The sequence below is a fragment of the Pseudoxanthomonas sp. LARHCG66 genome (genome assembly GCF_052871755.1).
On the sequence record NZ_JBIXJW010000004.1, the window covers coordinates 118,991 to 141,989 of the forward strand.

Sequence of the window (22,999 nt, forward strand, 5' to 3'; positions counted from 1 at the left end):
TCCGGAACAACGCCGCGTGCAGGCGGGAATCATTCGCGCGTGACTTAACGCGTTTCCGACGGCTGTCCGACTGCGCTACGACATCGCGGCCACGAGCATGCGTGCACCTTCCTGCATCCGCATCCGCATGCCCGTTCCGTCGCTCCCGTCCTCCGCTCCAACGACAGGTCCCGGACCGCGCCTCGCGTTGGTGTCCATTCCCTTGCTGCTGATCGCATGGCAGCTGGCATGCCGCATCGACCTGCCCTGGGCGGGCTGGCTGTTCCACTGGGAAGGCGATGCGTGGTCGCTCAAGCGCAGCGTGTTGCTGGAAACCGTCCTGCATCGCGGCGGCCGCACCGCGAGCCTGCTGGCCTGGCTTGGCCTGCTGGCCGCCACCCTGGTGCACTGGGCGAAGCCTGCATCGGCTCCATGGACGCGTCCTGCCGCCCGCCTGCTGCTGGCGCTGCTCGCGTCCACCGCATGCGTGGCCCTGTTGAAGGCGGTCACGCAGGTGGATTGCCCGTGGGATCTTGCGGGATTCGGCGGCCAGCGCGCCTACGTGCCGCTGCTGGCACCGCGTCCGGCTTCGTTGGGCCCCGCCGCCTGCTTTCCCGCCGCGCACGCCGCCAGCGGCTACGCCTGGGTGGCGTCGTACTTTTTCTTCCTGCACGTCGCGCCCCGGTGGCGGCTTGCAGGGCTCGCGGTCGGGCTGCTGGCGGGTGGCGTCTTCGGCCTGGCGCAGCAGCTGCGCGGTGCGCACTTCCTGTCGCATGACGTCGCCAGCCTGGCGGTGTGCTGGACCATCGCCTGCGCCGTCGAGGGACTCGGTGCGCGACGCGGCCAGGTGACGATGGAGGCATGCGCATGAGCGTTTCGGTGCTCGATCACGCAGGCGTTCCCTCTCGCTGGCAACGGCTGCGTGCCGCGCTGGCGGTCCGCCCGCTGGTGGGCACGGAAACACTGATCCTGGCGGCCTGCCTTTACTTCAGCCTGTTCGCGAACGCGGTCTTCTGGCGGGCAGCGTCCCCACAGCCATGGGCACAGGGAACTTGGACCCTGTCGTTGTTCCTGCTGATCACCGCGGTGCACGGGATCTGGCTGTCGCTGCTGGTCTGGCGCCGTACCGCGCGCGTGATGCTGTCATTGCTGGTGGTGGTCGCGGCGCTGGCCGGGCACTACATGGCCGCGTACGGCATCTACATCGACGCCGACATGGTCCGCAACGTCCTGCATACCGACTGGCGCGAAGCCGCCGACCTCGCCGGCCCGGATGCGCTGCTGCCATTGCTGGCGGCTGTGCCGCCGCTGTTCGTGGTGTGGCGCGTGCGCCTGCGGCCGCGCGGCGTTGCACGCGCAGTGCTGGCGCGCAGCGTCTTCCTCCTCGGCATGGTCGTGGTCGGGCTGGTCGGCGTGCTGCCTTCCCTGCAGCCGCTTACCGCTTTCCTGCGCAACCAGCGCGAGGTGCGCTACCTCGTCACGCCCGCCAACGTGCTCGTGTCGCTGGCGAAGGTGGTCAGCGAAGACCCGCCCGGCCGCACCCATGCCCAACTTCCCATCGGCGAGGACGCCGTGCAGTCGCCTGCCGCCACGATGCGGCGGCCGCGCCTGCTGGTGCTGGTGGTGGGCGAGACCGCGCGTGCCGCCAACTGGGGCCTCAACGGTTACGCGCGCCAGACCACGCCGGAACTGGCCGCACGCGGCGTGCTCAACTTCCCGCACGTCAGTGCGTGCGGAAGCAGCACTGAAGTCTCGCTGCCCTGCATGTTCTCCCCGTGGGGACGCGAACGCTACGACGAAAAAGCGATCCGCGGCCACCAGTCGTTGCTGCACGTCCTGCAACGCGCGGGCGTGGCCACGTTGTGGCGCGACAACCAGTCCGGCTGCAAAGGCGTCTGCACGGGCCTGCCGGTCGAAGACCTGCATGCACGCAAGGACTCCGCACTGTGCAACGGGGCGCGCTGCTTCGACGGCATCCTGCTTGAAGGGCTGGAAGAAACCGTCGCGCGCAACAAGGGTGACCAGGTGATCGTGCTGCACATGCTGGGCAACCACGGCCCGACCTACTTCGAGCGCTACCCGCCTGCTTTCCGTCGCTTCACGCCGGTCTGCGAGACCTCGGACCTGGGGCGCTGCAGCCGCGCGCAGATCGTCAATGCATACGACAACGCACTCGCCTACACGGACCACGTGCTGGCGGGCGCGATCGATCGCCTGTCGACGCTCCCGGGCTACGACACGGCCCTGCTCTATGTCTCCGACCACGGCGAATCGCTGGGCGAGAAAGGCCTCTACCTGCACGGCATGCCCTATGCCATCGCGCCACGCGAGCAACTCGACGTGCCGATGGTCGCGTGGTTCTCGCCCTCGTGGCGGCAATCCACGCACCTGGATCCGCAGTGCCTGCGCGACCGCGCGGGCAGGCAGGCCAGCCATGACCAGCTTTTCCACACCGTACTGGGACTCACCGACGTGAAGACATCGCTGTATCAGCCGGACTACGACATTTTCCTGACCTGCAGGAGCGCACGCTGACATGGTCGAGACGAGCACTGCCATGACAAGTCTTTCCGTCGTCATTCCTGTTTTCAACGAGGCCGGCAACATCGGGCCGCTGGTGCGCGAAGTGGTCCAGCACCTGCGTGGCCGCATCGTGTTCGACATCGTCTGCGTGGATGACCAGTCCGAAGACGACACCCGCGACGTGCTCGCGGCGTTGAAGGCCGAGGTGCCGGAGTTGCGCGTGGTGGTGCACCACCGGCGCAGCGGCCAGAGCGCCGCCGTCCGCACCGGCGTGAAGCATGCGCTGTCGCCATGGATCGTCACCCTCGACGGTGACGGCCAGAACGATCCCGGCGACATTCTGAAGCTGCTGGCGGCACGCGAGGCGGGCAATCCGCAGACCCGGCTCTACGCGGGTTGGCGGGTGGATCGCAAGGACACCAGCAGCAAGCGCTGGGCATCGCGCTGGGCCAACCGCATCCGCCAGTGGCTCCTGCATGACGACACGCCCGACACCGGCTGCGGCATCAAGCTGTTCGAGCGTGCGGCGTTCCTCGAGCTTCCCTATTTCGACCACATGCACCGTTACCTGCCCGCGCTCATGCAGCGTGCCGGCTGGCTGACGGTCAGCGTGCCGGTGTCGCACCGGCCACGCGGGTCCGGCCAATCGAAGTACACCAATCTGGGCCGCGCACTGGTCGGCATTCGCGATCTGATGGGCGTGTCGTGGCTGATCCATCGCAGCCACGTGACCGCCGTCAGCGAGATCCATGCAGGGCGCAAATCGTGAACATGATGGATCAGGAAATCGTCTGGCTGGGTTGGACCGGCCTGCACATGACGCCGTGGAAGCTGATCGGCCTGACCGGCGCTGGCCTGTTCGGCGCGCGCTGGCTGGTCCAGTTCGTCGCATCGCGGCGCGCGCGCCGCCCGGTGATCCCACGCATGTTCTGGTACATGAGCCTGTGCGGCAGCCTGATGGCGCTGAGCTACTTCCTGTTCTCGTCCAAGCAGGATGCGGTAGGCGTGCTGCAGAACCTGCTGCCCGCCTTCACCGCCGCCTACAGCCTCTACCTGGACATCCATCACCAGCGCCAGCAGCGGGCGCTGGGAAGCACGCCCTGATCAGCTGCGATTGGGCGTCAGCTTCAACAGGCGGCCACCACTGCCGTCTTCCAGCAGCCACAGCGCGCCCTCCGGTCCTTGTTCGACCTCGCGAATGCGGCGGCCCATCGGATAGCGACGCGCCTCGCGTGCCTGCGTGCCATCGAACTCGATCTCGATCAACGCCTGCGAGGCGAGCCCGCCAATGAAGCCCTTCCCGCGGTACCACGGGAACAGATTGCCCGAGTAGATGACGAAGCCCGCCGGCGCGATCACCGGTGTCCACCACGCCTCCGGCGCATTGAACTCCGGGCGTGTCGGGTGATCGGGAATCGGCGTGCCGCCGTAATGGTCGCCATTGGAGACCACCGGCCAACCGTAGTTGCTGCCGCGCTCGATCAGGTTGAGTTCGTCGCCGCCCGCCGGACCCATCTCGTGGGTCCACAAACGGCCACTGCCGTCGAAGGCGATGCCCAGCAGGTTGCGATGCCCGAGCGTCCACACCTGCGCGGCGATACCGCCCTGCGCGGCGAACGGATTGTCCGGTGGCACGCTGCCATCGTCGTTGAGGCGGATCAGCTTTCCGAGCGACGACTGCAGGTCCTGCGCAGGCGCCATCGCCTGGCGGTCGCTGGAGGTGATCCACAGCTTGCCGTCCGCACCGAACGCCAGCCGATGCCCGTAGTGGGCATCGCCGCTGACCTTCGGCAACTGCCGCCACACCACCTGCAGGTTGGACAGGCTGCCGCCGTTGCCGCTGGCATCCAGCACCAGCGTCGCACGCGCCACCGCGGCGCCGCGCGTGCCGCCGCTGCCGGCTTCGGCATAGCTGAGGTAGACCAGCCGGTTGTCGGCGAAACGCGGATGCGGCAGCACGTCACCGAATCCGCCCTGTCCCCCGTACGCGACGGTGGGCACGCCGATGATCTCGCCGACCTGGCCCGTGGCGACATTGGCCAGTCGCAGCCTGCCGGATTTCTCCGTCACCAGCAGGCGGCCATCGGGCAGGAACGTCATCGCCCAGGGCTCGTTGAACGTGGCCACCGGCGTGCTGGTGAAGGGTGGGTCCGGCACCGCCCGCGCCCGCGACAGGCCCGCCATGGTGCGGCCGGTTCCCGATGCGGAGGCATCGGGTGCCGGCGACGCCACCGGCGCAATGCCTGCGGCCGGTCCGGATGTCGCGGAGCCCGTCCGCGAGGCCACCACGACCTTCATGCCCTGGTCGTCCACCGTGGCCCGCTGGCATGCGGGCAGGCTCAGGCAACAGGCGAGCAGCAACGACATCCTCATGCGGGCGCATCCGGCGGGTGACTGGCTGCCGTTGTACTCCCGCGCGGTGAAGAAAAGCGTGATGGTTCCTGTGCTTCAGACCTTCAGGTACCAGCCCTGGCGGTCCATCAGGCGCACGACCAGCCACCACACGCTGACGAACGCCAACGCGAACGCCAGCGACGGCACGCAAGGACCGAATCGCGGCGTCATCCATCCGGCGAAGCCGACCTGGTAGATCGGTCCCATCCAGCCCGTGCCGAGCAATACGTAGGTCATGACCGCCGCACCGACGTACGCGGCAATGGCATTGATGCCGAAGCGACGACCCAGCGCCGGCCAGCCACGCCGATCCACCAGCAGATGGCACGCCGCCAGCGCCAGCGTCGCGCAGCCGGCGGTGAACAGCACGTAGGACGATGTCCAGAGCGCCTTGTTCAACGGAAACAACGGCGCCCAGCCCAGGCCGAGCGCGACCGCGAGCACGCCCGCGACCGCAAGTGGCTTCATCGTGCCCGCACGCAACGCCTCGCCCGCACGCAGTCCGAGCAGCGTGGTGGCGATGGCGGGCAATGTGCTGAGCAATCCTTCGGGATCCTGCCCGCGCCCCGTCGCCGGGTCCCACTGGTACAGCCAGTGTCCGGACAGCGCGGTGTCCACCCGGGCGGGAAGATGCTCGAAGGGCGCGTAGCCCCACGGCGCCAGCAGCGCCCAGTAACCGAGCAGCGTGGTCACGACCACCGTCCATTGCAGGCGCGGTTTCAGGTACAGCGCGATCATCCCCCCGGCCGCGAAACAGAGCCCGATCCGCTGCAGCACGCCCCACGGACGGAACTGCGGACGATCCAGCCACCAGAATGCGAGCAGGTGCAGGGCCATCCCCAGCGCGATGATCTTCGTCGCCCGCCACAGCACGGCACGCACCAGCACCTTGCGCTCCACGCCGGCCTGCATGCGCGGTACGACACCCAGCGCGATCGACACGCCGACGATGAAGAGGAAGAACGGGAACACCAGGTCGGTCGGCGTGACGCCATGCCATTCGGCATGCAGCAAGGGCGCATACACATGCGACCAGTCGCCCGGCGTGTTGACCAGCAACATCGCCGCCACAGTCAACCCACGCAGTGCGTCGACGGAGGCGAACCGGGCAGAGGCGACGCTCATGCGTACCGCTTCACTTCCCGCCGATCCACGTCCCCACCACCTGCAACCCGGCGTCCAGCGCGACCAGATCGGCCTGGTATCCCGGCGCGATGCGACCGTGCGTGCTGCCCAGACCAAGGAATTCGGCCGGATAGGTCGACGCCATCCGCAGCGCCTCTTCCAGCGGCAGGCCCAGCAGATGCACGCTGTTTCGCACTGCCGTGATCATGTCCAGCGCCGAGCCCGCCAGCGCGCCCGCGGCGTTGCGCACCACGCCGTCGATGGCGGTGATGGTTTCGCCGTACAACACGTAGGAGGGATCATCCGCACCGACCGGTGGCATCGCGTCGGTGACCAGGAACACCTTGCCGCGCGGCTTGGCCGCCAGCGCCACGCGCAGGCTGGCCGGATGCACGTGCACGCCATCGACGATCACCCCGCACCAGCAGCCGTCGTCTTCGAGGGCGGCACCGACCGCACCGGGCTCGCGGCCCTGCAGGGGCGACATCGCGTTGTAGAGGTGGGTGAACCCGGATATGCCGGCATCGATGCCGGTGCGGACCTGTTCGTACGTGGCGGCGGTGTGCCCGGCCACCACGATGGCACCGCGCGCCACCATCGCGCGGATGGTGTCCGCAGGCACCTGCTCCGGTGCCAGCGTCAGCAGGGTGACGCCATTGGCCAGCGAGGTGGCCATCGCGACCTCGTCTTCGCCCGGTACGCGGAACTTGCCGGCATCGTGCGTGCCCTTGCGCGCCGGCGCGATGTACGGTCCTTCCAGATGGATGCCGAGGATGCCCGGCACCTGTTGCGCAATGGCGTCACGCGTGGCGGCGATGGCGCGCGCCATCACCTCGGCGTCGTCGCTGATCAGCGTAGGCAACAGCCCGGTGGTGCCGAAACGACGGTGCGCCTCGGCGATGGTGCGTATCGCCTCGACGCTGGTGTCGTTGTTGAACAGCGTGCCGCCACCGCCATTGACCTGCGCATCGATGAAGCCGGGCGCCAGCAGTGCCCCCCCGAGATCGACCCGCTTCGCTTCCGCCGGCACCGCGTCATTGGCGACGAGGTCGGCGATGCGACCATCCTGCATCAGCACCGCCAGGCCATCGATGACGCCGTCGGGCGTAAGCACGCGTGCGTGGCACAGGGCGGTGGCAGGACTCATCGCATTCATACCGTTTCAGTGACCTTGTTGAGATGCGGCGGCACATCGGGATTGTGGCCGCGACGTAGCGCCAGTGCATTGATCGCGCGATAGAAGCTCTGGATGGTCAGCAGCGGCGCGCAGGCCGGATGCGGTGCTTCGACCAGCGGCAGATCGCCCTGCCGCGACGCCACCCACACCTGTGCGCCGCGGCCGCGGAATTCCTGCGCCAGCGCCAGCGTGCCGGCCTCGGTTTCATCGGGCTGTGCGAAACAGAGCACCGGGAAACCCGGCCCCACCAGCGCCATCGGCCCGTGCTTCACCTCGGCCGAACTGTAGGCTTCCGCATGCAGTCCGCAGGTCTCCTTGAACTTCAGCGCGGCTTCCTGCGCGGCGGCCAGGCCCAATCCGCGGCCGAGCACGAACAGGTTGTGTGCCCCCACCAGCCCCTCCGCCAACGGCGACCAGTCCGCCTGCCACGCGCGCCGCAACGCCTCCGGCAGCGCCTCCGTCGCCGCATGCAACGGCGCTTCGTCCTTCCAGTACGCGGCCAGCTGCAGGATGGCCGCGAGCGAACCGAGATAGCTCTTGGTCGCCGCCACGCTGCGCTCGGGCCCCGCGCGCAGAGGCAGCACGGTGTCGGCGAGTTGCGCCAGCGGGGAATCCTCCACGTTGACCAGCGCCACCACGCGCGCGCCCGCTTCCTTCGCCGAGGCCGCGTTGCGCAGCAGATCCGGGCTCTTGCCCGATTGCGAGATCACCACGTACAGCGCGCCGTCCAGCCGCTGCTTCGCTTCGTAGACCGAACCCACCGACGGCGAGGCAGATGCGGTCACCACGCCCAGCTGCGTTTCGAACAGGTACTTCGCATAGGTGGCCGCATGATCCGAACTGCCGCGCGCGCAGGTGACCACGAAGGGCGGCGGATTGCGGCGCAGGTCGTCGGCCAGCGCCTTCACCGTGGCGGCGTTGCGGGCGTACTGGTCGGCAACGATGTCGGCGGTCTGGGCCGCCTCCTGGTGCATCAGCGTATCGGAGGGTGCGGGCAACGAGGTATCGGTCATGGGGATGTCGGTTCGGGTCGGTCCGCGCGCGGCCTGACCGGCGCGGTGGAGCCACGCACCACCAGTTGCGGCACGAAGCCCTGGTTGTGCACGGGCGAGGGATTGTCGTCGTAAGCGTCCTGGCGCAGGCCGGCGATCAGCAGGCGTGCGGCCTGTTTCGCGATGTCCTGCGTGGCCTGCTTGGCGGTGGTCAGCGGCGGCCACGACTGCTTGGAGAACGGGCTGTCTTCGAAACCGGCGATGGACAGGTCGTAAGGCACGTTCATGCCGGTGGACTTGGCGGCGGCCAGCACGCCGGCCGCGATCTCGTCGTTGGAACCGAAGATCGCCGTGGGGGGCTCGCGCAGCGCCAGCAACCGGCGTGCACCCCGGAAGCCGTCGTCGAACGTGTAGTCGCCCGGTACCACCAGGTGTTTGTCGAGCTGGATGCCGTAATCCTTCAGCGCCTTCTCGTAGCCGGCATAGCGCTCCGTACTCGACCGGTGCGCCAGGCCGCCCCAGAGGAAACCGATGCGCTGGTGGCCGAGCTGGATCAGGTGCTCGGTGATCTCGTACGCGGCGTCGCGATCATCCACGTAGACGCAGGGCAGGCCATCGTCCGGATCTTCGGTGGCGGCGATGATGCGCACCAGCTTCACCCCGCGCGCGGCGAGCGCCGTCACCAGGTCGGCGCGCTCGGACATCGGTGCGGTCAGCACCAGCCCGGCCAGGCGCGAACGCTGCACGAACTCGACCAGTTCCTCCGCAAGCAACGGCGAGGTGGAATCGACCGGATGGATCTGCAGGCCGAAGCCGGTTTCCTTGCACGCGGCCAGCACGCCGTTCTGCACGCCGATGATGTGGTACGGGTTGGGGTTGTCGTACACCAGCCCGATCACGAACGGCGTGCCGCTGCGCAGGTTGCGCGCGGACTGGTCCGGCTCGTAGTCCAGTTCTGCGATCGCGTGCAGCACGCGCGCGCGGGTGCCCTGCAGCACCGACGGTTCGTTGTTGATGACCCGGGACACGGTCTTCAGCGAGACCTTCGCGCGTTCGGCGACGTCCTTGATGGTGGGTCGGCGCATGGGCGTTTCCGTCATGGAGGCGAGTCCGCCATGATGCCGCGTTCCGGCACGTCCGTCGCCGGCCGCGACCGGCCCACCCGGTGACCGGCCAGTGCGTAGTACAGGATGTACAGGTACCCAGGCACGGCCAGCCCCGCGAACACCGCCTGGAAGTCGTAGTGCTGCTTCAGCACCGCGAACGCCTGCGGCAGGATGGCGCCACCGGCGATGCCCATGATCAGCAGGGCCGATCCGGTCTCGGTATGCCGGCCGAGGCCCTTGATCGCCAACGGGAAGATCGCCGGCCACATCATCGCGTTGGCGAAGCCCAGCGCCGCGACGAAACCCACCGACACATAGCCATGGGTCAGCAACGCACCAAGCGCGAACAGCACGCCCAGCGTTGCGGAGACGGCCAGGTAGCGTTCCTGCGACACGAAGCGCGGGATCGCGGCCAGGCCGACGAGGTAACCGGCCAGCATCGCGAACAGCGTGTAGGTCGTGAACAGCTTGGTCTGGTCGAGCGGCAGGCCAAAGCCGCGGCCGTACGTGCCGATCGCATCGCCCGCCAACACCTCCACGCCCACGTAGAGGAACAGGCACAACACGCCCAGCCACAGGTGCGGGAACTGCGCCAGGCCGCGTTCGCCATTGGCGGCATCCGCCACGGGCGCGGCGTTGGCGTCGGAAGGCTTCACCTCCGGCAGCGGCGAGAACAGGATGCCGATGGCGACCACCACCAGGATGCCGGCCATCACCAGGTACGGCAGATGGATCTTCGCGGCGAATGCATCCAGCAGCACCGCCTTGCCGGCCGCGTCGGCGGCCTCGACCTGCGCAGCGAGGTCGCCCACCCCATGCAGCACCAGCGTGCCGATCACGATGGGCGCCAGCATGCCGGCGATCTTGTTGCAGATGCCCATCAGCGCGATGCGCCGGGCCGCGCTCTCGATGGGACCGAGGATGCTGACGTACGGGTTCACCGCCGTCTGCAGCAACGCCAATCCGCCGCCGATCACGAACAGGCCGGACAGCGCGCCCGGGTACCAGCGCTGGGTGGAGAACTCGCCGAACATCGCGGCGCCCACTGCCATCACGAACAGGCTGATCGCCAGCCCCTTCTTCATGCCGGTGCGCTTGAGCAATGCCGCCGCCGGCAGGGCGAGGAAGAAGTACGACAGGTAGAACACCATCAGCACGAGGAAGGCATTCACCTCGTCCAGGTCGAACGCGAGCTGCACGAAGGTGATCAGCGGTCCGTTGATCCAGGTGAAGAACCCGATGATGAAGAACAGCAGGCCGACGATGGCCAGCGAGCGAAGCGGGTTGGAGCCGGATGCGATGGTCATGAGAGTCCCCTCGTGCTGGCCGATGAGCGGGTCCGCAACAAACCCGCGACCGGAAACAACGTTGTCAAAGAATCCATCAAAGAGCGACCGTATGGGCAGTTGCGGCGACAGCGCAACCCCTTGTGTGAGCGCCAAGCCTTCGTGCACTGCAGCATGAAGTCCTGCGAGACTTGAAGAAAACTGACCTTCATTTTCAATGATTAACCGCAAATATGCGGACAATCAAATGCTGAACACGCCAATTGTTTCCGTTTCGCTACACCCAACTGCCCGCCAGACGCCTATTTGATGACAGAGTCTTGACAACGTTGTCAAACACTTTCCACACTCGGGCCATATCGGGATGCGGGAGTCCCGGCCGCGAACATGTGGGGAGACGTGTGGTCGCCATTGCAAATCCAGTACCGGCAGATGCCATCCGCAGGGCGGAAGACGCCTTCATCGCGGCGGACGTCGGTGGCACGCATGTACGCATCGGCCTGGTCCGCGGCAGCGGCGATCCTGGCGCGCCGGTCAGTGTGCTCGAGTACCGCAAGTACGCCTGCGCCGAATACGCGAGCCTGGGTGACATCGTCGGCGACTTCCTCGCCCGTCTGGCTCCGGCCGGGGTGAACCGCGCGGTGATCGCCAGTGCCGGCTACGCGCTGGAAGACGGCACCGTCATCACCAACAACCTGCCGTGGCGACTGTCGCCAGTCGAACTGCGCGCGCAGCTGGGCTTCGACGACGTCCGCCTGGTCAACGATTTCGAAGCCGTGGCGCACGCCGCGGCACAGATGGACGCCAGCGAGGTCCTGCAACTGGCCGGTCCCGCCATCGCGCCGGCGCGGGGACCCACGTTGATCCTCGGCCCGGGCACCGGCCTGGGGGCGGCGGTCTGGATTCCCGCCGGCAAGCGTGCCGTGGTCCTGGCCACCGAAGCCGGCCAGGCCGCGCTGACCGCCGGCAACACACTCGAAATGGCCCTGTTGGCCGAGATGCTGAAGACCCGCACCCACGTGCCGGTCGAACAGGCCCTCTCCGGTCCCGGCCTGATGAACCTGCACGCCGCGCTGTGCGCGGTGCGCGGGGCCGCGCCTTCAGCGTATGCGCGCCCCGGCGACATCACCGCCGCCGCCCTGTCCGGCGAGGACCCGATGGCGCGCGAAAGCCTCGACGTGTTCTGCGGCCTGCTGGGCAGCGTGGTCGGCGACATGGCGCTGCTGTACGGCGTGCAGGGTGGCGTGTACCTCGCCGGCGGCATCCTGCCGAAGATCCGCGATTTCCTGATTCAAAGCAGTTTCGTGCCGCGGTTCCTCAACAAGGGATCGATGCGCGAGGCGCTTGAACGTATTCCCGTGAAGCTGGTGGAGCACGGGCAGTTGGGGGTGGTGGGTGCCGCCCGCTGGTACCTGGACCACGACGACAGCAATTGAGTGGAAGCGCCGGAACAGGCGCCGCATTACCGATGGCGCCAAGGCTGGCACATCACCCGAAAACCGGAACCAACCAAGCACGGCGGAATAGCGCGAGCGAACTGCCGAAACTCAGAAAATGATGGGAGAGACGTCATGAAGCACCGCAGATCCATTCTTTCCGCCGCCGTCGTGACCTGCCTCGGCATGGCCGTGCAGGCCCATGCGCAAGAAGCCGCGCCCGCCAGCAATGCCACGGACCTGGACACCGTCGTGGTCACCGGCATTCGCGGCAGCATGGAGAAGTCGCTGGATACAAAGCGCGAGGCGAACGCACACGTCGAGGTCGTCACTGCAGAGGACATCGGCAAGCTGCCGGCGCGCAATGTAGCGGACACCCTGCAGCGACTGCCGGGCGTGAACATCAGCTCCTCCAGCGCCAACGAAGGCGGCTTCGACGAAAGCGATCGCGTGAGTCTGCGCGGCACCAGCCCCAGCCTGACCCAGACGCTGGTGAACGGGCACACCATCGGCACGGCGGACTGGTTCATCCTCAGCCAGATCGAAACGGTAGGCCGCAGCGTCAGCTACTCGCTGCTGCCGTCGGAACTGGTCAGCCAGGTGGTGGTGAACAAGTCCTCGCTGGCGAGCCTGCCCGAAGGCGGCGCTACCGGTACGGTGAACATCATCACCCGCAAGCCGCTGGAGTTCCCCGACCAATTCACGGCCGAAGCCAGCATCGGTGGCGTCTATGCCGATGGCCCCGGCAAGACCACCCCGCAGTTCAGCGGCTTGTTCAACTGGAAGAACGATGCCGGCACCTTCGGTGTGATGGCGCAGGCTTTCTATCAGGAGCGCGAGTTGCGCCGTGATGGGCAGGAGGTGGTGGGCGGCTTCGGCCAGATTGCAGATGACGCCGCCGTGGTCGCCACCAATCCGGACCTGGCCGGCGTCTACTTCCCCAGCCTGATCGGCTCGACCTACTTCACTCAGACCCGCGAACGCAAGGGCGGCCTGATCGAATTGCAGGCCAAGCCCAGCGACAGCTGGACCCTGGGCCTGAGCGCCTTTGTGTCCGACATGGATGCGAAGAACTACAACCGCAACTACATGCTGTGGACGGGCAACTTCGTCAACTCGCAGGCGCCGCTGGCCGGCTACCGCATCGAGAACAACACGCTGGTGCAGGCCGACTATGCCGGCGTCGCCGGCACCGGCTACGGCATCTACGACATGATCTCCCGGCCGAAATCGAGCGCGAAGTCGCACTACGTCACCTTCGACGCGGACTGGGCCGCCAGCGACAATCTCGATATCAAGTTCCAGCTCGGCACCACCGAGGGCAAGGGCGAGACCGGCACACAGAACATCGCGGAAGTCGTGACCGGCGTGGGCGGCGGCGGCGGCTGGACCGTCAACGGCACTGGCCGACCGATCGACTGGTACATGGGCGGCGATCACTCGCAACCAACGACCAACGGTTTCGGCACCTGGGGCATCCAGTACTACGGCGTAGAGGACAAGGAAAACTGGTTCAGCGCCGACGCCGAGCTGTTCGTCGACAAGGGCGTGTTCTCATCGCTGCAGTTCGGCGCGCGCTACACCGACCACACCCGTGAAGTCAGCAGCCCGTACGGCTCCGATCCGGGCAACATCGCCGGCGCGCTGGCCGGTGCCGCCGTGGGCTACTACCCCGGCGACTTCGGGCGGGACCTGGGTGGCAGCTTCCCGACCAACATCTGGTACTTCACCCAGGACGCCCTGGAAGACGCTGTCAACAACAATTCCACTGTTCGCCGCGATGGCGCCCGCCACAACTATGGCAGCGAGTTCAAGATCGACGAGCAGACCGCATCGCTCTACGCGCAAGCGAACTTCACCGGCGACACCTGGAGCGGCAACGTCGGCCTGCGCTACGTCGACATCACCCAGAAGATCCGCTACTACCAGTCCCTGGCGGCCGGCAGCCCGATAACGCCTGACGTCAGCAGCCTGTTCGGCAACTTCCTGCGCATGAACGCAGAAAATTCGCCGTCGCGCCTGCTGCCGAGCGCCAATCTGAAGTTCAATCTCAGCGACGACCTGCTGTTCCGTTTCGCTGCCTCGCAGACGCAGACCCTGCCCGACTATTCGGCATTGTCCGGCTCGTATTCGGTCTCCAACCTCACCCACACCGGCAACGCTGGCAACCCGTCGCTGGAACCGATCATCGCGACCAACTTCGATGCCGCTCTTGAGTGGTACTTCGCCCCGCGTGCGCTGCTGTCGTTCGGCGTGTTCTCGATCGACCTGAAGAACTACGTCAAATTCGGGGTGACCACGCAGGAACTTCTGAACGACCAGAACGGCCAGTACGAGCTGTATGACGTGGTGGCGCCGATCAACACCAATGGAAAGGTCAAAGGCTTCGAGATCGCCTACGAGCAGCCGATCGGCGACTACTTTGGCATCAACGCCAACTACACCTATGCCGATGGCGAGGCAGATGGTGGCGAAGACCTGGTGGGCACGTCGAAGAACACCTACAACGTGTCGGGCTACTTCGAGAACGACCGCTTCAGCGCCCGCCTCAGCTACACGTACCGTTCCTCGTTCTACCACGGCATGCTGCGCGCCGGTCAGTACTACCAGGACGATACCGACAATCTGGCCGCGTCATTGAGCTACAAGGCCACCGACTGGCTGAGCATCAGTTTTGATGCGCTGAACCTCAACAACCCAGACCTCAAGTACTACCAGGCCAACGGCCAGCCGCAGGCGTTCTACAGCAACGGCCGTCAGTACTATCTCAACCTCCGCTTCAAGTTCTGATGCACCTCCGCCGGCAGGCCCCATGGCCTGCCGGCGGCGTTTCACCGCGGCACACGCACGGCTGAACGCCGCAGAGCCGGTGCCCCAGCACCGGCTCGGATCGATACCAGGGGAGCGCCGGTACAGGCGCACAGCGGGAACCGGCGTGGGGACGCCACCCGCAAGCACGCAGGCGGCCGCACCAACGGGTCGTCCATTCTTCGAGCAATGATGGGAGAGACATCATGAAGCATCGCAAGACCGTTCTATCCGCCGCCATCGTGACGTGTCTTGGCTTCGCCATGCATGCGCAGGCACAGGAGGCCACAGCACCTGCTGCAGCCAGTGGTGACGAAGCCACCGAGCTGGACCGTGTCACCGTGGTCGGTATCCGCGCCAGCCTGCAGCAGGCCCTGGATACCAAGCGCAACTCCGACGCCATCATCGACGTGATCACCGCGGAAGATGTCGGCAAGTTCCCGGCCACCAACGTGGCAGAAGCCATGACGATCATCCCGGGCGTGACCATCGACAAGGCCTTCGGGCAGGGCGAGAAGGTCAGCATCCTGGGAACGGATCCGGCCCTGAACCGCACGCTGCTCAATGGTCAGACGGTCGCGTCGGCAGACTGGTTCATCGCCGACCAGCCAGGCCGCACGTTCAACTATTCGCTGCTGGCGCCCCAGATCGTCGGCAAGGTCGAGGTCTACAAGTCGCCCGAAGCGCACATCGACGAAGGTTCGATCGGCGGCACGGTGATCGTCACCACGCGCAAGCCGCTGGACCTGGAAGCCAACAGTGTGTCCGGCCAGGTCAGCTACCTGTGGAACGACCGGGTGAAGGAGAATGATCCGCAGGCGTCACTGATGTACAGCTGGAAGAACGATGCCAGCACCTTCGGCATTCTGGTCTCGGCGCAGACGTCCACAGAGAACATCCGTCGCGATGGCGTGGAATCGTATGGTTCGGTCAGCGCGTTGGACTACCGCGATGGCCAGGGCGGGGGCGGCTCGGTCAACAACCGTCCGATGGATTGGTCCGTCGGCGCACCGAAACCCCAGGTCTGCGTTGATGCGTGCGAGGACGCGCTACAGAACAACCTCACCGCCCGCGGCCCCAACTCGCTGAGCGCGCACTACTTCGAGCAGGAGCGCAAGCGCGACACCTACTCGCTGGCGCTGCAGTTCAAACCGGTCGAAGAGCTGGACATCGAGCTCAATGCTCTGAAGGTCGAAGCCGGCTACGACAACATGAGCCACTCCATGTTCGCCTTCATGGGCAACGCGTGGAACGGCCTGATGAACCTGACCGACGTCACCATCGAAGACGGTGTCATCACCCGCGGCACGTTCGACAACGCACTGGTGGTCTACGACCTGATCAACCGCAAGGCAACCGTCGAAACCGACTCCTACGACCTGAAGGCGAAGTGGAACGCCGAGCGCTGGTTCGTCTCCACCGAACTGGGCACTAGCGAGGCCACGGGCGGCACCGGCCAGCAGGTGTTCGGCGAGTTCCTCAACTGGTCGGACTACACCTACGACATCAGCGGCGCACCGGGCAATCCCGGCAGCGTGGTGTTCCATGGCACCAATCCGTTCCTGGACCCGAGCGCATTCCGCATGGATGGCGGCTGGGGCAGCGATCCGAACAGCGCCGCAACGTGGAACCCGGGTTGGGGCGGCAACATCGTCTTCAAGCCGACCAAGGACGAGGAGACCTACGGCCAGGTCGACTTCGGCATCAAGCTGGATTCGCCGTTCTATCTGCTGCGCTTCGGCTACAAGCAGCGCAGCCATGAAACCTCGCAGGTGATGGGTGGTGTATCGCTGGCCGCGGTGGCGGGCTACGGCGATGCCTCGGCCGCGCAGTTCGATCCTCGTCCGCTGCCGAGCAACTACCTCAGTGGCTTCAACGGCGTGGGCGACCTCAACAACCGCTTCACCATCGATGGCTGGGCGCTGGCCGACTACATCCTCAGCGGTGACTGGCTGGCGCCGTGGCAGACCATGCCGACGCCCAGCACGTTCAACGACCCCTCCTTCGCCGCGAATACCTGGACCATCGAGGAAGACATCAAGGCCGCCTACGTGCAGGCCGACTTCAGCTGGGAGCGGCTGCGCGGCAACGTCGGTGTGCGCTACGTGCAGACCGAGTCGGACAGCGGCAGCTGGGCATGCACCGTCAATGTCAGTCCGTGCCCTGCCACGTCGTACGCCTGGGCGAGCACCAAGAAGAAGTACAACGACTTCCTGCCCAACGTAAACCTGGTGTTCGAAGCCACTGACGAGCTGGTCCTGCGCGCGTCGGCGGCCAAGGTCATCTCGCGTCCGAACTACGGCGACATGTCGACCTACTTGTGGCTGGGCGACCAGACGCTGACCGGTGGCGGCGGCAATCCGGACCTCGACCCGTACGAATCCACCAACCTGGATGCTGCGGCCGAGTGGTATTTCGCTGAGAACGCGATCCTCTCCGGCTCGGTGTTCTACAAGGACATCGGCAGCTACATCCTGGTGTCGACGCGCCCGGAGGTGCACTTCAACCAGGCGCAGCAGGCCGACACCACCTACCAGGTGGCGCGTCCCTTCAATGCCGGCTCGGCCAAGGTCAAGGGTGTCGCGCTGGCGTATCAGCAGAACTTCGACAACGGCCTGGGCGTGATCGCCAACTACACGTACGCCGACGCCGAATCGGATACCGGTCGTCCGTTGCCGTACAACTCGGAAAACCAGGTCAACATCAGCCCGTTCTTCGAAAACGACCGCTGGAACGCGCGCATCACCTACTCCTGGCGCTCCAAGTACTTCACCCAGGTGGACCGTGGTGACGACCTGTGGACGCGCGACTATGCGTCGCTGGATGCATCGGTCGGCTTCAAGATCAACGACTACATGACGGTCAGCCTCGAAGGCATGAACCTGCTGGACGAGGTCTACCACAGCTACGCCACCGACGAGCGCCTGACCCGCGGTGCCTACCGCACCGGTCGCCGTTACATGGCGTCGCTGCGCTTCCAGTTCTGAGTTCTCTCCACCGCTCCAGCGGATTGATGTTCCCTCACGGGCCTGGATTTGTCCGGGCCCGCTTTTTTTGGGCATGCTGTGCCCATCGCTACCGAGGACACCGATGAAACGACCCATCGCCCATCGCGCCCTGGCCGGACTGGCCTTCACCCTGTTGGCTCTCACCGGCTGCACGCCGAAGACGAGCGACGATGGCGGCGTGGCGGCGTCCACGCCGATCACGCCGTCGCTTATTCCGGCGCCTGCCGCACTGCAAACGGGCGAAGGCGCCTTTGCCATCACTGCGGACACGCGCCTGGCCGCCAGCGGCGAGGCCGCAACGCGCGTGGCACAGCAGTTCGCAGCCTACCTGCAGTCCGCGGGGGGGCCTGCACTGGCCACCACGCAGGACGAGGGCAAGGGCGTGATCCGCTTTGTGCTGGAATCGGCCGGTGCGGACAAGCAGAACCCGGAAGCCTACTCGCTCGACGTCACGCCCGACGGCGTCACCGTGAAGGCGCGCGATGAGCGCGGCCTGTTCTACGGTGCCGTGACGCTGTGGCAGCTCGCCACCCAGGGCGACAAGGGCGGCGTCACCCTCCCGGTGCTGCAAATCGAGGACGCGCCCCGCTTCGGCTGGCGCGGCTTCATGCTGGACCCGGCGCGCCACTTCCAGAGCGTGGACGAGGTCAAGAAGGTCATCGACGCGATGGCCCTGCACAAGCTCAACACGCTGCATTGGCACCTGACCGACGACCAGGGCTGGCGCATCGAGATCAAGCAGTACCCGAAGCTCACCGGGATCGGTGGTTGCCGCATCCCCGCCGGTGATGGCGGCAAGGACCCGAAGACGGGCGAGCCGCGTCCCTACTGCGGCTTCTACACGCAGGACCAGATCCGCGACGTGGTGAAGTACGCCGCCGAGCGCCACATCACCGTGGTGCCGGAGATCAACGTGCCGGGCCATGCAACAGCCGCCATTGCCGCGTATCCCGAGCTGGGTTCGATCGACACGCCGCTGGTGCCGTCGAACGAATGGGGCGTGTTCCCGAACCTGGTCAACGTCGAAGAAGGCACCATCACCTTCCTCGAGAACGTGCTGGGCGAAGTGGTCACGCTGTTCCCCGGCACCTACGTGCACATCGGCGGCGACGAAGCGGTGAAGGACCAGTGGGAAGCCTCCGCGCGCGAGCAGGCGCGCATGCGCGAGGTGGGCGCGAAGACCGAGATGGACCTGCAGGGTTACCTGGTCGGACGCCTTGAGAAGTATCTCGCCACGCACGGCAAGCGCCTGATCGGTTGGGACGAGATTCTGGAAGCCAAGCTTCCCGCCGAGGCGACGGTGATGTCGTGGCGCGGCATCGAAGGCGGCCTGCAGGCCGCCCGCGAAGGCCACGACGTGGTGATGTCGCCTTCCAACAAGACGTACCTCGACTACCTGCAGACCGCCTCGCCGAACGAGCCGCCGGGTCGTCCCGCACTGATCACGCTGCAGGATGTCTACGGCTTCGATCCGGTCCCGGCGGAACTGGAAGAGAGCCAGCACCACCATATCCTCGGCATCCAGGCCAACCTGTGGACCGAACACACGCGCACCTTCGCCCGCCTGCAGCACAACGCGTTCCCGCGCCTGGCCGCCGTGGCGGAAACCGGCTGGACGCCGGCGGCGAAGAAGGACTTCGCCAACTTCACCGCCCGCCTGCCGGCGCAGCTGAAGCGCTACGACGCCATCGGCCTGGGCTACGCGAAGACGCCGTTCGAAGCCATGATCGCGACCGAGGACGATCGCAAGGCCGGCACGGCGAAGATCACGTTGTCGAACCCGCTGGGCTATGCCGTGCGCTACACCACGGACGGCAGCGAACCGAAGGCGACGTCACCAGCCTTCACGACGCCGTTGGACGTGAAGCTCCCCGCCACCGTGCGCGCCGCGGCATTCGCCGACGGCCGTGCGCTGGCACCTGCGTCCACGTTCGAACTGACGCCCGCCTCGCTGCTGTCGCGCACCGACGAAGCGATGGCCGTGTGTCCGGACGCCGGACGCCTGCTGCTGCGACTGGAAGACGATGGCCCGGCCGATGGCGAGCGCGCGATCTTCAACGCCACGATCTTCTATCCCTGCTGGCAGTGGAACCAGGCCGATCTCGACGGCATCGCGTCGATCAAGGTGCGGGCCGGACGTATCCCGTACTACTTCCAGCTGGCCCACGACGAACCGCACCGCACGTTCGAGCCGGCGAAGTCGCCGCTGGGCGAACTTGAGATCCTGGGCGGCGGCTGCGAGGGCCGCACGCTGGCGACGGTGGCGTTGCCGGCCGCGCCCAACGCCGATGGTTTCCTCGACCTGGAGGCGCCACTTCCGGCCGGTACGACCGGCAGGCAGGACCTGTGCGTGCGCTTCACCGGCGACACACGCCCGCAGATGTGGGTGCTGGACCGGATCACGCTGCAGCCGCAGTAACCATCAGGATCCTGTAGGAGGGGCTTCAGCCCCGATGCTCTTCGGTCGATATCCCATCGATTTGACGAAAAGCATCGTGGCTGAAGCTCCTCCTACCATCATCCGCGCAGGCGCAGCAGCAGGTCGCGCAGCGGGGTGGTCATCGTCGCCAGTCCGGCCAGCACGCCCAGCGTGTTCGCCACTGCATCGCGCGGATCGGCCATGCGGGTACTGGTCAGTATTCCCTGCGCGAACTCCAGGCCGATGCCCAGCGTGACCAGCAGCAGCGCCACAAGCAGGCAGGCACGGCGCTTGGCGAACAGCTGCACGGCCGACGCGGAAAGCAGTGCGTACGCCAGGAAGTGCTCGACCTTGTCGCCACCTGCCGGCACCGGCGGCAATCCACTCAGATTCACCAGCGACAACACGACCACGGCCGTGACCGCCATCAACCACAGCGGCAGCCACAGCCGCGGACGACGGAACGGCTTGAGCGCGAATGTCCGGCTCACAGGCGCCAGCTCAGGTCGTTGAACAGGAACGCCACGCCGAACTCGACATCGCGCGAAAAACCCATCACCTGGAATCGTTCCCCCATCTCGCTGGGCAAGGTCAGCCGCTTGGCCTCGTTGCGCAGGCGCAACAACGTGGTTTCGTCCGCGCGCGCTTCGGCTTCGGCCAACCGTTCCTGCAGGCCGTTGCCCAGCAGGAAGTTGGCCTGCGTGATGTAACCCGCCATGTCGAAGCCCGCCTGCGTGCCGGCTTCCGCCAGCGCGGTGAAATCCACCGACGCGGTGATGTCCTGCAGACCCGGCCACAGGTAGGGATCGTTGTGCACCCGATGGCGGTAATACGCACGCAGCGTGCCGTCGTCCCGGTCAGGCTGGTAGAACTCGCGCCGCGTGTAGCCGTAATCGGCGAAGAGCATGGCACCGCGATCCAGGCCCCCCATCACCGCCTGTATCCAGTACGGCAGTTGCGGCAGCAGTTCCGAGCGGTAGCCGTCCGGGAACGGCTGCTCGAGATAGCGCTCGACATGGCGCACGGCGGCGGCGAGCAACGCGTCGGCCGGCCGGTCGGTGCGGACGAAGCGACCTTCGCCGTCCAGCGCCACGCCTTCCTCGAACACTTCGCCATCGCGCAGCGTGAAGCGCGGCGTCGGCAGGGCATCGATCACTTCGTTGGCGAACAGGACGCCATTCCAGGCGTCGGACGGCGGGCCATCGAGCCATTCGACCAGATCGAAGACCGGCGGAATCAGTCGCGCTTCCAGGCGCTCGCGCTGGCGCTGGCGCAGGTCGGCACTGGGTTCGAGGATCGCATACCGTGCAGGCAGGGCATCCAGCGCCAGCAAGCGTTTCAGCATGATCTCCGCGAAAGCGCCGCTGCCGCCGCCGATCTCCACGAATTCGGCCTCCGGGCCCAGCTGCTGCAACACCGGTGCTACCGCCTGCGCCACGCAGCTGGCGAACAGTGGCCCCAACTCCGGCGACGTCGTGAAGTCACCCGCCTCGCCGAACTTGGTGCTGCCCGCGCTGTAGTAGCCCAGCCCGGGCGCGTAGAGGCTGCGCTCCATGAACCGCGAAAACGGCATGCTGCCGCCCCCGGCGGCGATCTCGGCGCGGATCAGTACGGCCAGGCGTTCGCTGTGCGCCTGTGCCACATCGTCGGGTAGGGGTAGATCAGCCTGCATGGCGCACCTGAAACGGGAAACCACGTCATTGTACGGGCCGATTCACATTGGCACGGCGGCCCTAGCCAACCCCCGGGGCCACGCATAGAATCGTGGTGCACAGCAGCAACGGACACGCCATGACCTATTGCGTCGGCATCGAAGTCAACGAAGGCCTGGTCTTCGCCGCGGATACCCGCACCAGCGCTTCGTTCGACGATGTGCGCGTGTACCGCAAGCTGCACGTGTTCGAGTGGCCGGGCGAGCGCGTGTTCGTCATCATGTCGGCCGGCAACCTGGCCACCACCCAGCTCACCCTGTCCAAGCTGCAGCGCGACGTGGATGATCCGCATGCGCCGCGCAGCCTGCGCACGTTCTCGCACCTGTACGAGGTGGCCGAGTACGTGGGCGAGACGCTGGTGACCAGCCAGGCGCGGGTGATCGACGATGCCCAGCAGAGTGGCGTCAACGTGCAGTCCACGCTGATCCTCGGTGGCCAGATCGCCGGCGAGCGGCCCGGCCTGTACATGGTCTACCCATTGGGCAACTGCATCGCCACGTCACCGGAAACGCCGTACCTGCAGATCGGCGAATCCAAGTACGGCAAACCCATCCTCGACCGCATCATCCGGCCCGAGACCTCGCTGGAAGATGCGGCGCGCTGCGCACTGGTTTCGCTGGATTCCACGATCCGCTCCAACCTGTCGGTCGGCATGCCGGTGGACATGGCGTTGCTGCGTACGGGCGACCTGAAGATCAGCCAGAAGGTGCGACTGGAAGCCGACACACCGCTGTACGCCGAGATCCACGACACGTGGTCGCGCAAGCTGGAAGCCGCAGTGCACAGCCTGCCGCGGTTTCCCTGGGAGCCGCAGCAGGAACGCGAAGCACCCGCCGGCCCGCTGCCACCGATGCCGCCGCGGCGCGCACCCTCGCGGCAGGATCCCGGCGACGCGCAAGGGCAGCAATAGACCTCAGGCCTCTGTAGGAGCGACGTAAGTCGCGACCGCACGCCCAATCGTCCCGGCACCGCGACCAAGCGAGAGCGCCGGACGACAGGCTGCTGTGCATGATCCAAACGTGGGCGAAAGCATC

At 66.5% G+C, this 22,999-nt stretch carries 17 protein-coding genes and 1 pseudogene; 10 read left to right on the plus strand and 8 right to left on the minus strand.

Annotated elements, in window-relative coordinates; all coding sequences use genetic code 11:
* Window positions 1–190 precede the first annotated feature (190 nt).
* From ACIPRS_RS13310 to ACIPRS_RS13325, 4 genes are read left to right on the plus strand one after another with little or no spacing between them, the layout of a single operon-like run.
* Window positions 191–850: a phosphatase PAP2 family protein gene (locus tag ACIPRS_RS13310; RefSeq protein ID WP_446538875.1), complete on the plus strand. Its 660-nt coding sequence runs from the start codon at window positions 191–193 to the stop codon at window positions 848–850.
* Window positions 847–2,514, plus strand: a complete 1,668-nt coding sequence (locus ACIPRS_RS13315) for a phosphoethanolamine transferase (RefSeq protein WP_446538876.1) — start codon at window positions 847–849, stop codon at window positions 2,512–2,514. The genes ACIPRS_RS13310 and ACIPRS_RS13315 overlap by 4 nt, the downstream gene beginning before the upstream one ends.
* Window positions 2,515–2,536: 22 nt before the next feature.
* Window positions 2,537–3,271, plus strand: coding sequence for a glycosyltransferase family 2 protein (locus ACIPRS_RS13320; RefSeq protein WP_192199778.1), 735 nt, complete (start codon window positions 2,537–2,539; stop codon window positions 3,269–3,271).
* 2 nt (window positions 3,272–3,273) lie between these two features.
* Entirely contained in the window at window positions 3,274–3,606 is a 333-nt protein-coding gene (locus ACIPRS_RS13325) for a lipid-A-disaccharide synthase N-terminal domain-containing protein (RefSeq protein ID WP_446539102.1), read from the plus strand.
* Here the strand turns inward: ACIPRS_RS13325 and ACIPRS_RS13330 are convergent, their stop codons facing one another.
* The 6 genes from ACIPRS_RS13330 to ACIPRS_RS13355 form a co-directional block, all read right to left on the minus strand.
* Window positions 3,607–4,686 (minus strand): PQQ-dependent sugar dehydrogenase, encoded by a 1,080-nt coding sequence (locus ACIPRS_RS13330; protein WP_446539103.1) that lies wholly within the window; start codon window positions 4,684–4,686, stop codon window positions 3,607–3,609.
* A 264-nt stretch (window positions 4,687–4,950) separates the two neighbouring features.
* A complete protein-coding gene (locus ACIPRS_RS13335; RefSeq protein WP_446538877.1) occupies window positions 4,951–6,021 on the minus strand; it encodes an acyltransferase family protein in 1,071 nt (356 codons plus the stop codon).
* A 10-nt stretch (window positions 6,022–6,031) separates the two neighbouring features.
* Window positions 6,032–7,168, minus strand: coding sequence for an N-acetylglucosamine-6-phosphate deacetylase (gene nagA, locus ACIPRS_RS13340; protein ID WP_446538878.1), 1,137 nt, complete (start codon window positions 7,166–7,168; stop codon window positions 6,032–6,034).
* 5 nt (window positions 7,169–7,173) lie between these two features.
* Window positions 7,174–8,211: an SIS domain-containing protein gene (locus ACIPRS_RS13345; protein ID WP_446538879.1), complete on the minus strand. Its 1,038-nt coding sequence runs from the start codon at window positions 8,209–8,211 to the stop codon at window positions 7,174–7,176.
* Window positions 8,208–9,275 carry a LacI family DNA-binding transcriptional regulator gene (locus ACIPRS_RS13350; RefSeq protein ID WP_192199775.1) on the minus strand — a complete coding sequence of 356 codons (1,068 nt, stop codon included), beginning with the start codon at window positions 9,273–9,275 and terminating at the stop codon, window positions 8,208–8,210. Before ACIPRS_RS13350 ends, ACIPRS_RS13345 begins: the two co-directional genes overlap by 4 nt.
* Window positions 9,276–9,286: 11 nt before the next feature.
* Entirely contained in the window at window positions 9,287–10,603 is a 1,317-nt protein-coding gene (locus ACIPRS_RS13355; RefSeq protein WP_446538880.1) for a sugar MFS transporter, read from the minus strand.
* A 380-nt stretch (window positions 10,604–10,983) separates the two neighbouring features.
* Here ACIPRS_RS13355 and ACIPRS_RS13360 point away from each other — a divergent pair, with 380 nt between their 5' ends.
* The 5 genes and pseudogenes from ACIPRS_RS13360 to ACIPRS_RS13380 all read left to right on the plus strand — a co-directional run.
* On the plus strand, window positions 10,984–12,018 hold the full coding sequence (locus ACIPRS_RS13360) for a glucokinase family protein (RefSeq protein ID WP_446538881.1): 1,035 nt from the start codon (window positions 10,984–10,986) through the stop codon (window positions 12,016–12,018).
* A 135-nt stretch (window positions 12,019–12,153) separates the two neighbouring features.
* Entirely contained in the window at window positions 12,154–14,808 is a 2,655-nt protein-coding gene (locus tag ACIPRS_RS13365; RefSeq protein WP_446538882.1) for a TonB-dependent receptor, read from the plus strand.
* A 224-nt stretch (window positions 14,809–15,032) separates the two neighbouring features.
* A complete protein-coding gene (locus tag ACIPRS_RS13370; protein ID WP_446538883.1) occupies window positions 15,033–17,813 on the plus strand; it encodes a TonB-dependent receptor in 2,781 nt (926 codons plus the stop codon).
* 103 nt (window positions 17,814–17,916) lie between these two features.
* Window positions 17,917–20,253: a beta-N-acetylhexosaminidase gene (locus tag ACIPRS_RS13375; protein WP_446538884.1), complete on the plus strand. Its 2,337-nt coding sequence runs from the start codon at window positions 17,917–17,919 to the stop codon at window positions 20,251–20,253.
* A gap of 25 nt (window positions 20,254–20,278) precedes the next feature.
* Window positions 20,279–20,338: pseudogene (locus tag ACIPRS_RS13380) on the plus strand (hypothetical protein); the annotation flags it as partial.
* A gap of 13 nt (window positions 20,339–20,351) precedes the next feature.
* On the opposite strand, the gene ACIPRS_RS13385 reads toward ACIPRS_RS13380, so the two are convergent.
* A complete protein-coding gene (locus ACIPRS_RS13385) occupies window positions 20,352–20,681 on the minus strand; it encodes a VanZ family protein (protein ID WP_446539104.1) in 330 nt (109 codons plus the stop codon).
* Window positions 20,682–20,740: 59 nt separating this feature from the next.
* The gene (locus ACIPRS_RS13390) at window positions 20,741–21,925 is read right to left on the minus strand and encodes a class I SAM-dependent methyltransferase (protein ID WP_446538885.1); all 1,185 of its coding nucleotides are present in this window, start codon (window positions 21,923–21,925) and stop codon (window positions 20,741–20,743) included.
* Window positions 21,926–22,044: 119 nt separating this feature from the next.
* On the opposite strand from ACIPRS_RS13390, the gene ACIPRS_RS13395 reads away from it, so the two are divergent.
* A complete protein-coding gene (locus ACIPRS_RS13395) occupies window positions 22,045–22,875 on the plus strand; it encodes a 20S proteasome subunit A/B (RefSeq protein WP_446538886.1) in 831 nt (276 codons plus the stop codon).
* Window positions 22,876–22,999: the final 124 nt, after the last annotated feature.

Excerpts from the sequence above, each read along its gene's own strand:
- ACIPRS_RS13315 (WP_446538876.1), top strand. The coding sequence starts at position 847 with ATGAGCGTTTCGGTGCTCGATCACGCAGGCGTTCCCTCTCGCTGGCAA.
- ACIPRS_RS13320 (WP_192199778.1), top strand. The coding sequence starts at position 2,537 with ATGACAAGTCTTTCCGTCGTCATTCCTGTTTTCAACGAGGCCGGCAAC.
- ACIPRS_RS13325 (WP_446539102.1), top strand. The coding sequence starts at position 3,274 with ATGATGGATCAGGAAATCGTCTGGCTGGGTTGGACCGGCCTGCACATG.
- ACIPRS_RS13330 (WP_446539103.1), bottom strand. The coding sequence starts at position 4,686 with ATGGCGGGCCTGTCGCGGGCGCGGGCGGTGCCGGACCCACCCTTCACC.
- ACIPRS_RS13335 (WP_446538877.1), bottom strand. The coding sequence starts at position 6,021 with ATGAGCGTCGCCTCTGCCCGGTTCGCCTCCGTCGACGCACTGCGTGGG.
- nagA (WP_446538878.1), bottom strand. The coding sequence starts at position 7,168 with ATGAGTCCTGCCACCGCCCTGTGCCACGCACGCGTGCTTACGCCCGAC.
- ACIPRS_RS13345 (WP_446538879.1), bottom strand. The coding sequence starts at position 8,211 with ATGACCGATACCTCGTTGCCCGCACCCTCCGATACGCTGATGCACCAG.
- ACIPRS_RS13350 (WP_192199775.1), bottom strand. The coding sequence starts at position 9,275 with ATGCGCCGACCCACCATCAAGGACGTCGCCGAACGCGCGAAGGTCTCG.
- ACIPRS_RS13355 (WP_446538880.1), bottom strand. The coding sequence starts at position 10,603 with ATGACCATCGCATCCGGCTCCAACCCGCTTCGCTCGCTGGCCATCGTC.
- ACIPRS_RS13365 (WP_446538882.1), top strand. The coding sequence starts at position 12,154 with ATGAAGCACCGCAGATCCATTCTTTCCGCCGCCGTCGTGACCTGCCTC.
- ACIPRS_RS13370 (WP_446538883.1), top strand. The coding sequence starts at position 15,033 with ATGAAGCATCGCAAGACCGTTCTATCCGCCGCCATCGTGACGTGTCTT.
- ACIPRS_RS13375 (WP_446538884.1), top strand. The coding sequence starts at position 17,917 with ATGAAACGACCCATCGCCCATCGCGCCCTGGCCGGACTGGCCTTCACC.
- ACIPRS_RS13385 (WP_446539104.1), bottom strand. The coding sequence starts at position 20,681 with ATGGCGGTCACGGCCGTGGTCGTGTTGTCGCTGGTGAATCTGAGTGGA.
- ACIPRS_RS13390 (WP_446538885.1), bottom strand. The coding sequence starts at position 21,925 with ATGCAGGCTGATCTACCCCTACCCGACGATGTGGCACAGGCGCACAGC.
- ACIPRS_RS13395 (WP_446538886.1), top strand. The coding sequence starts at position 22,045 with ATGACCTATTGCGTCGGCATCGAAGTCAACGAAGGCCTGGTCTTCGCC.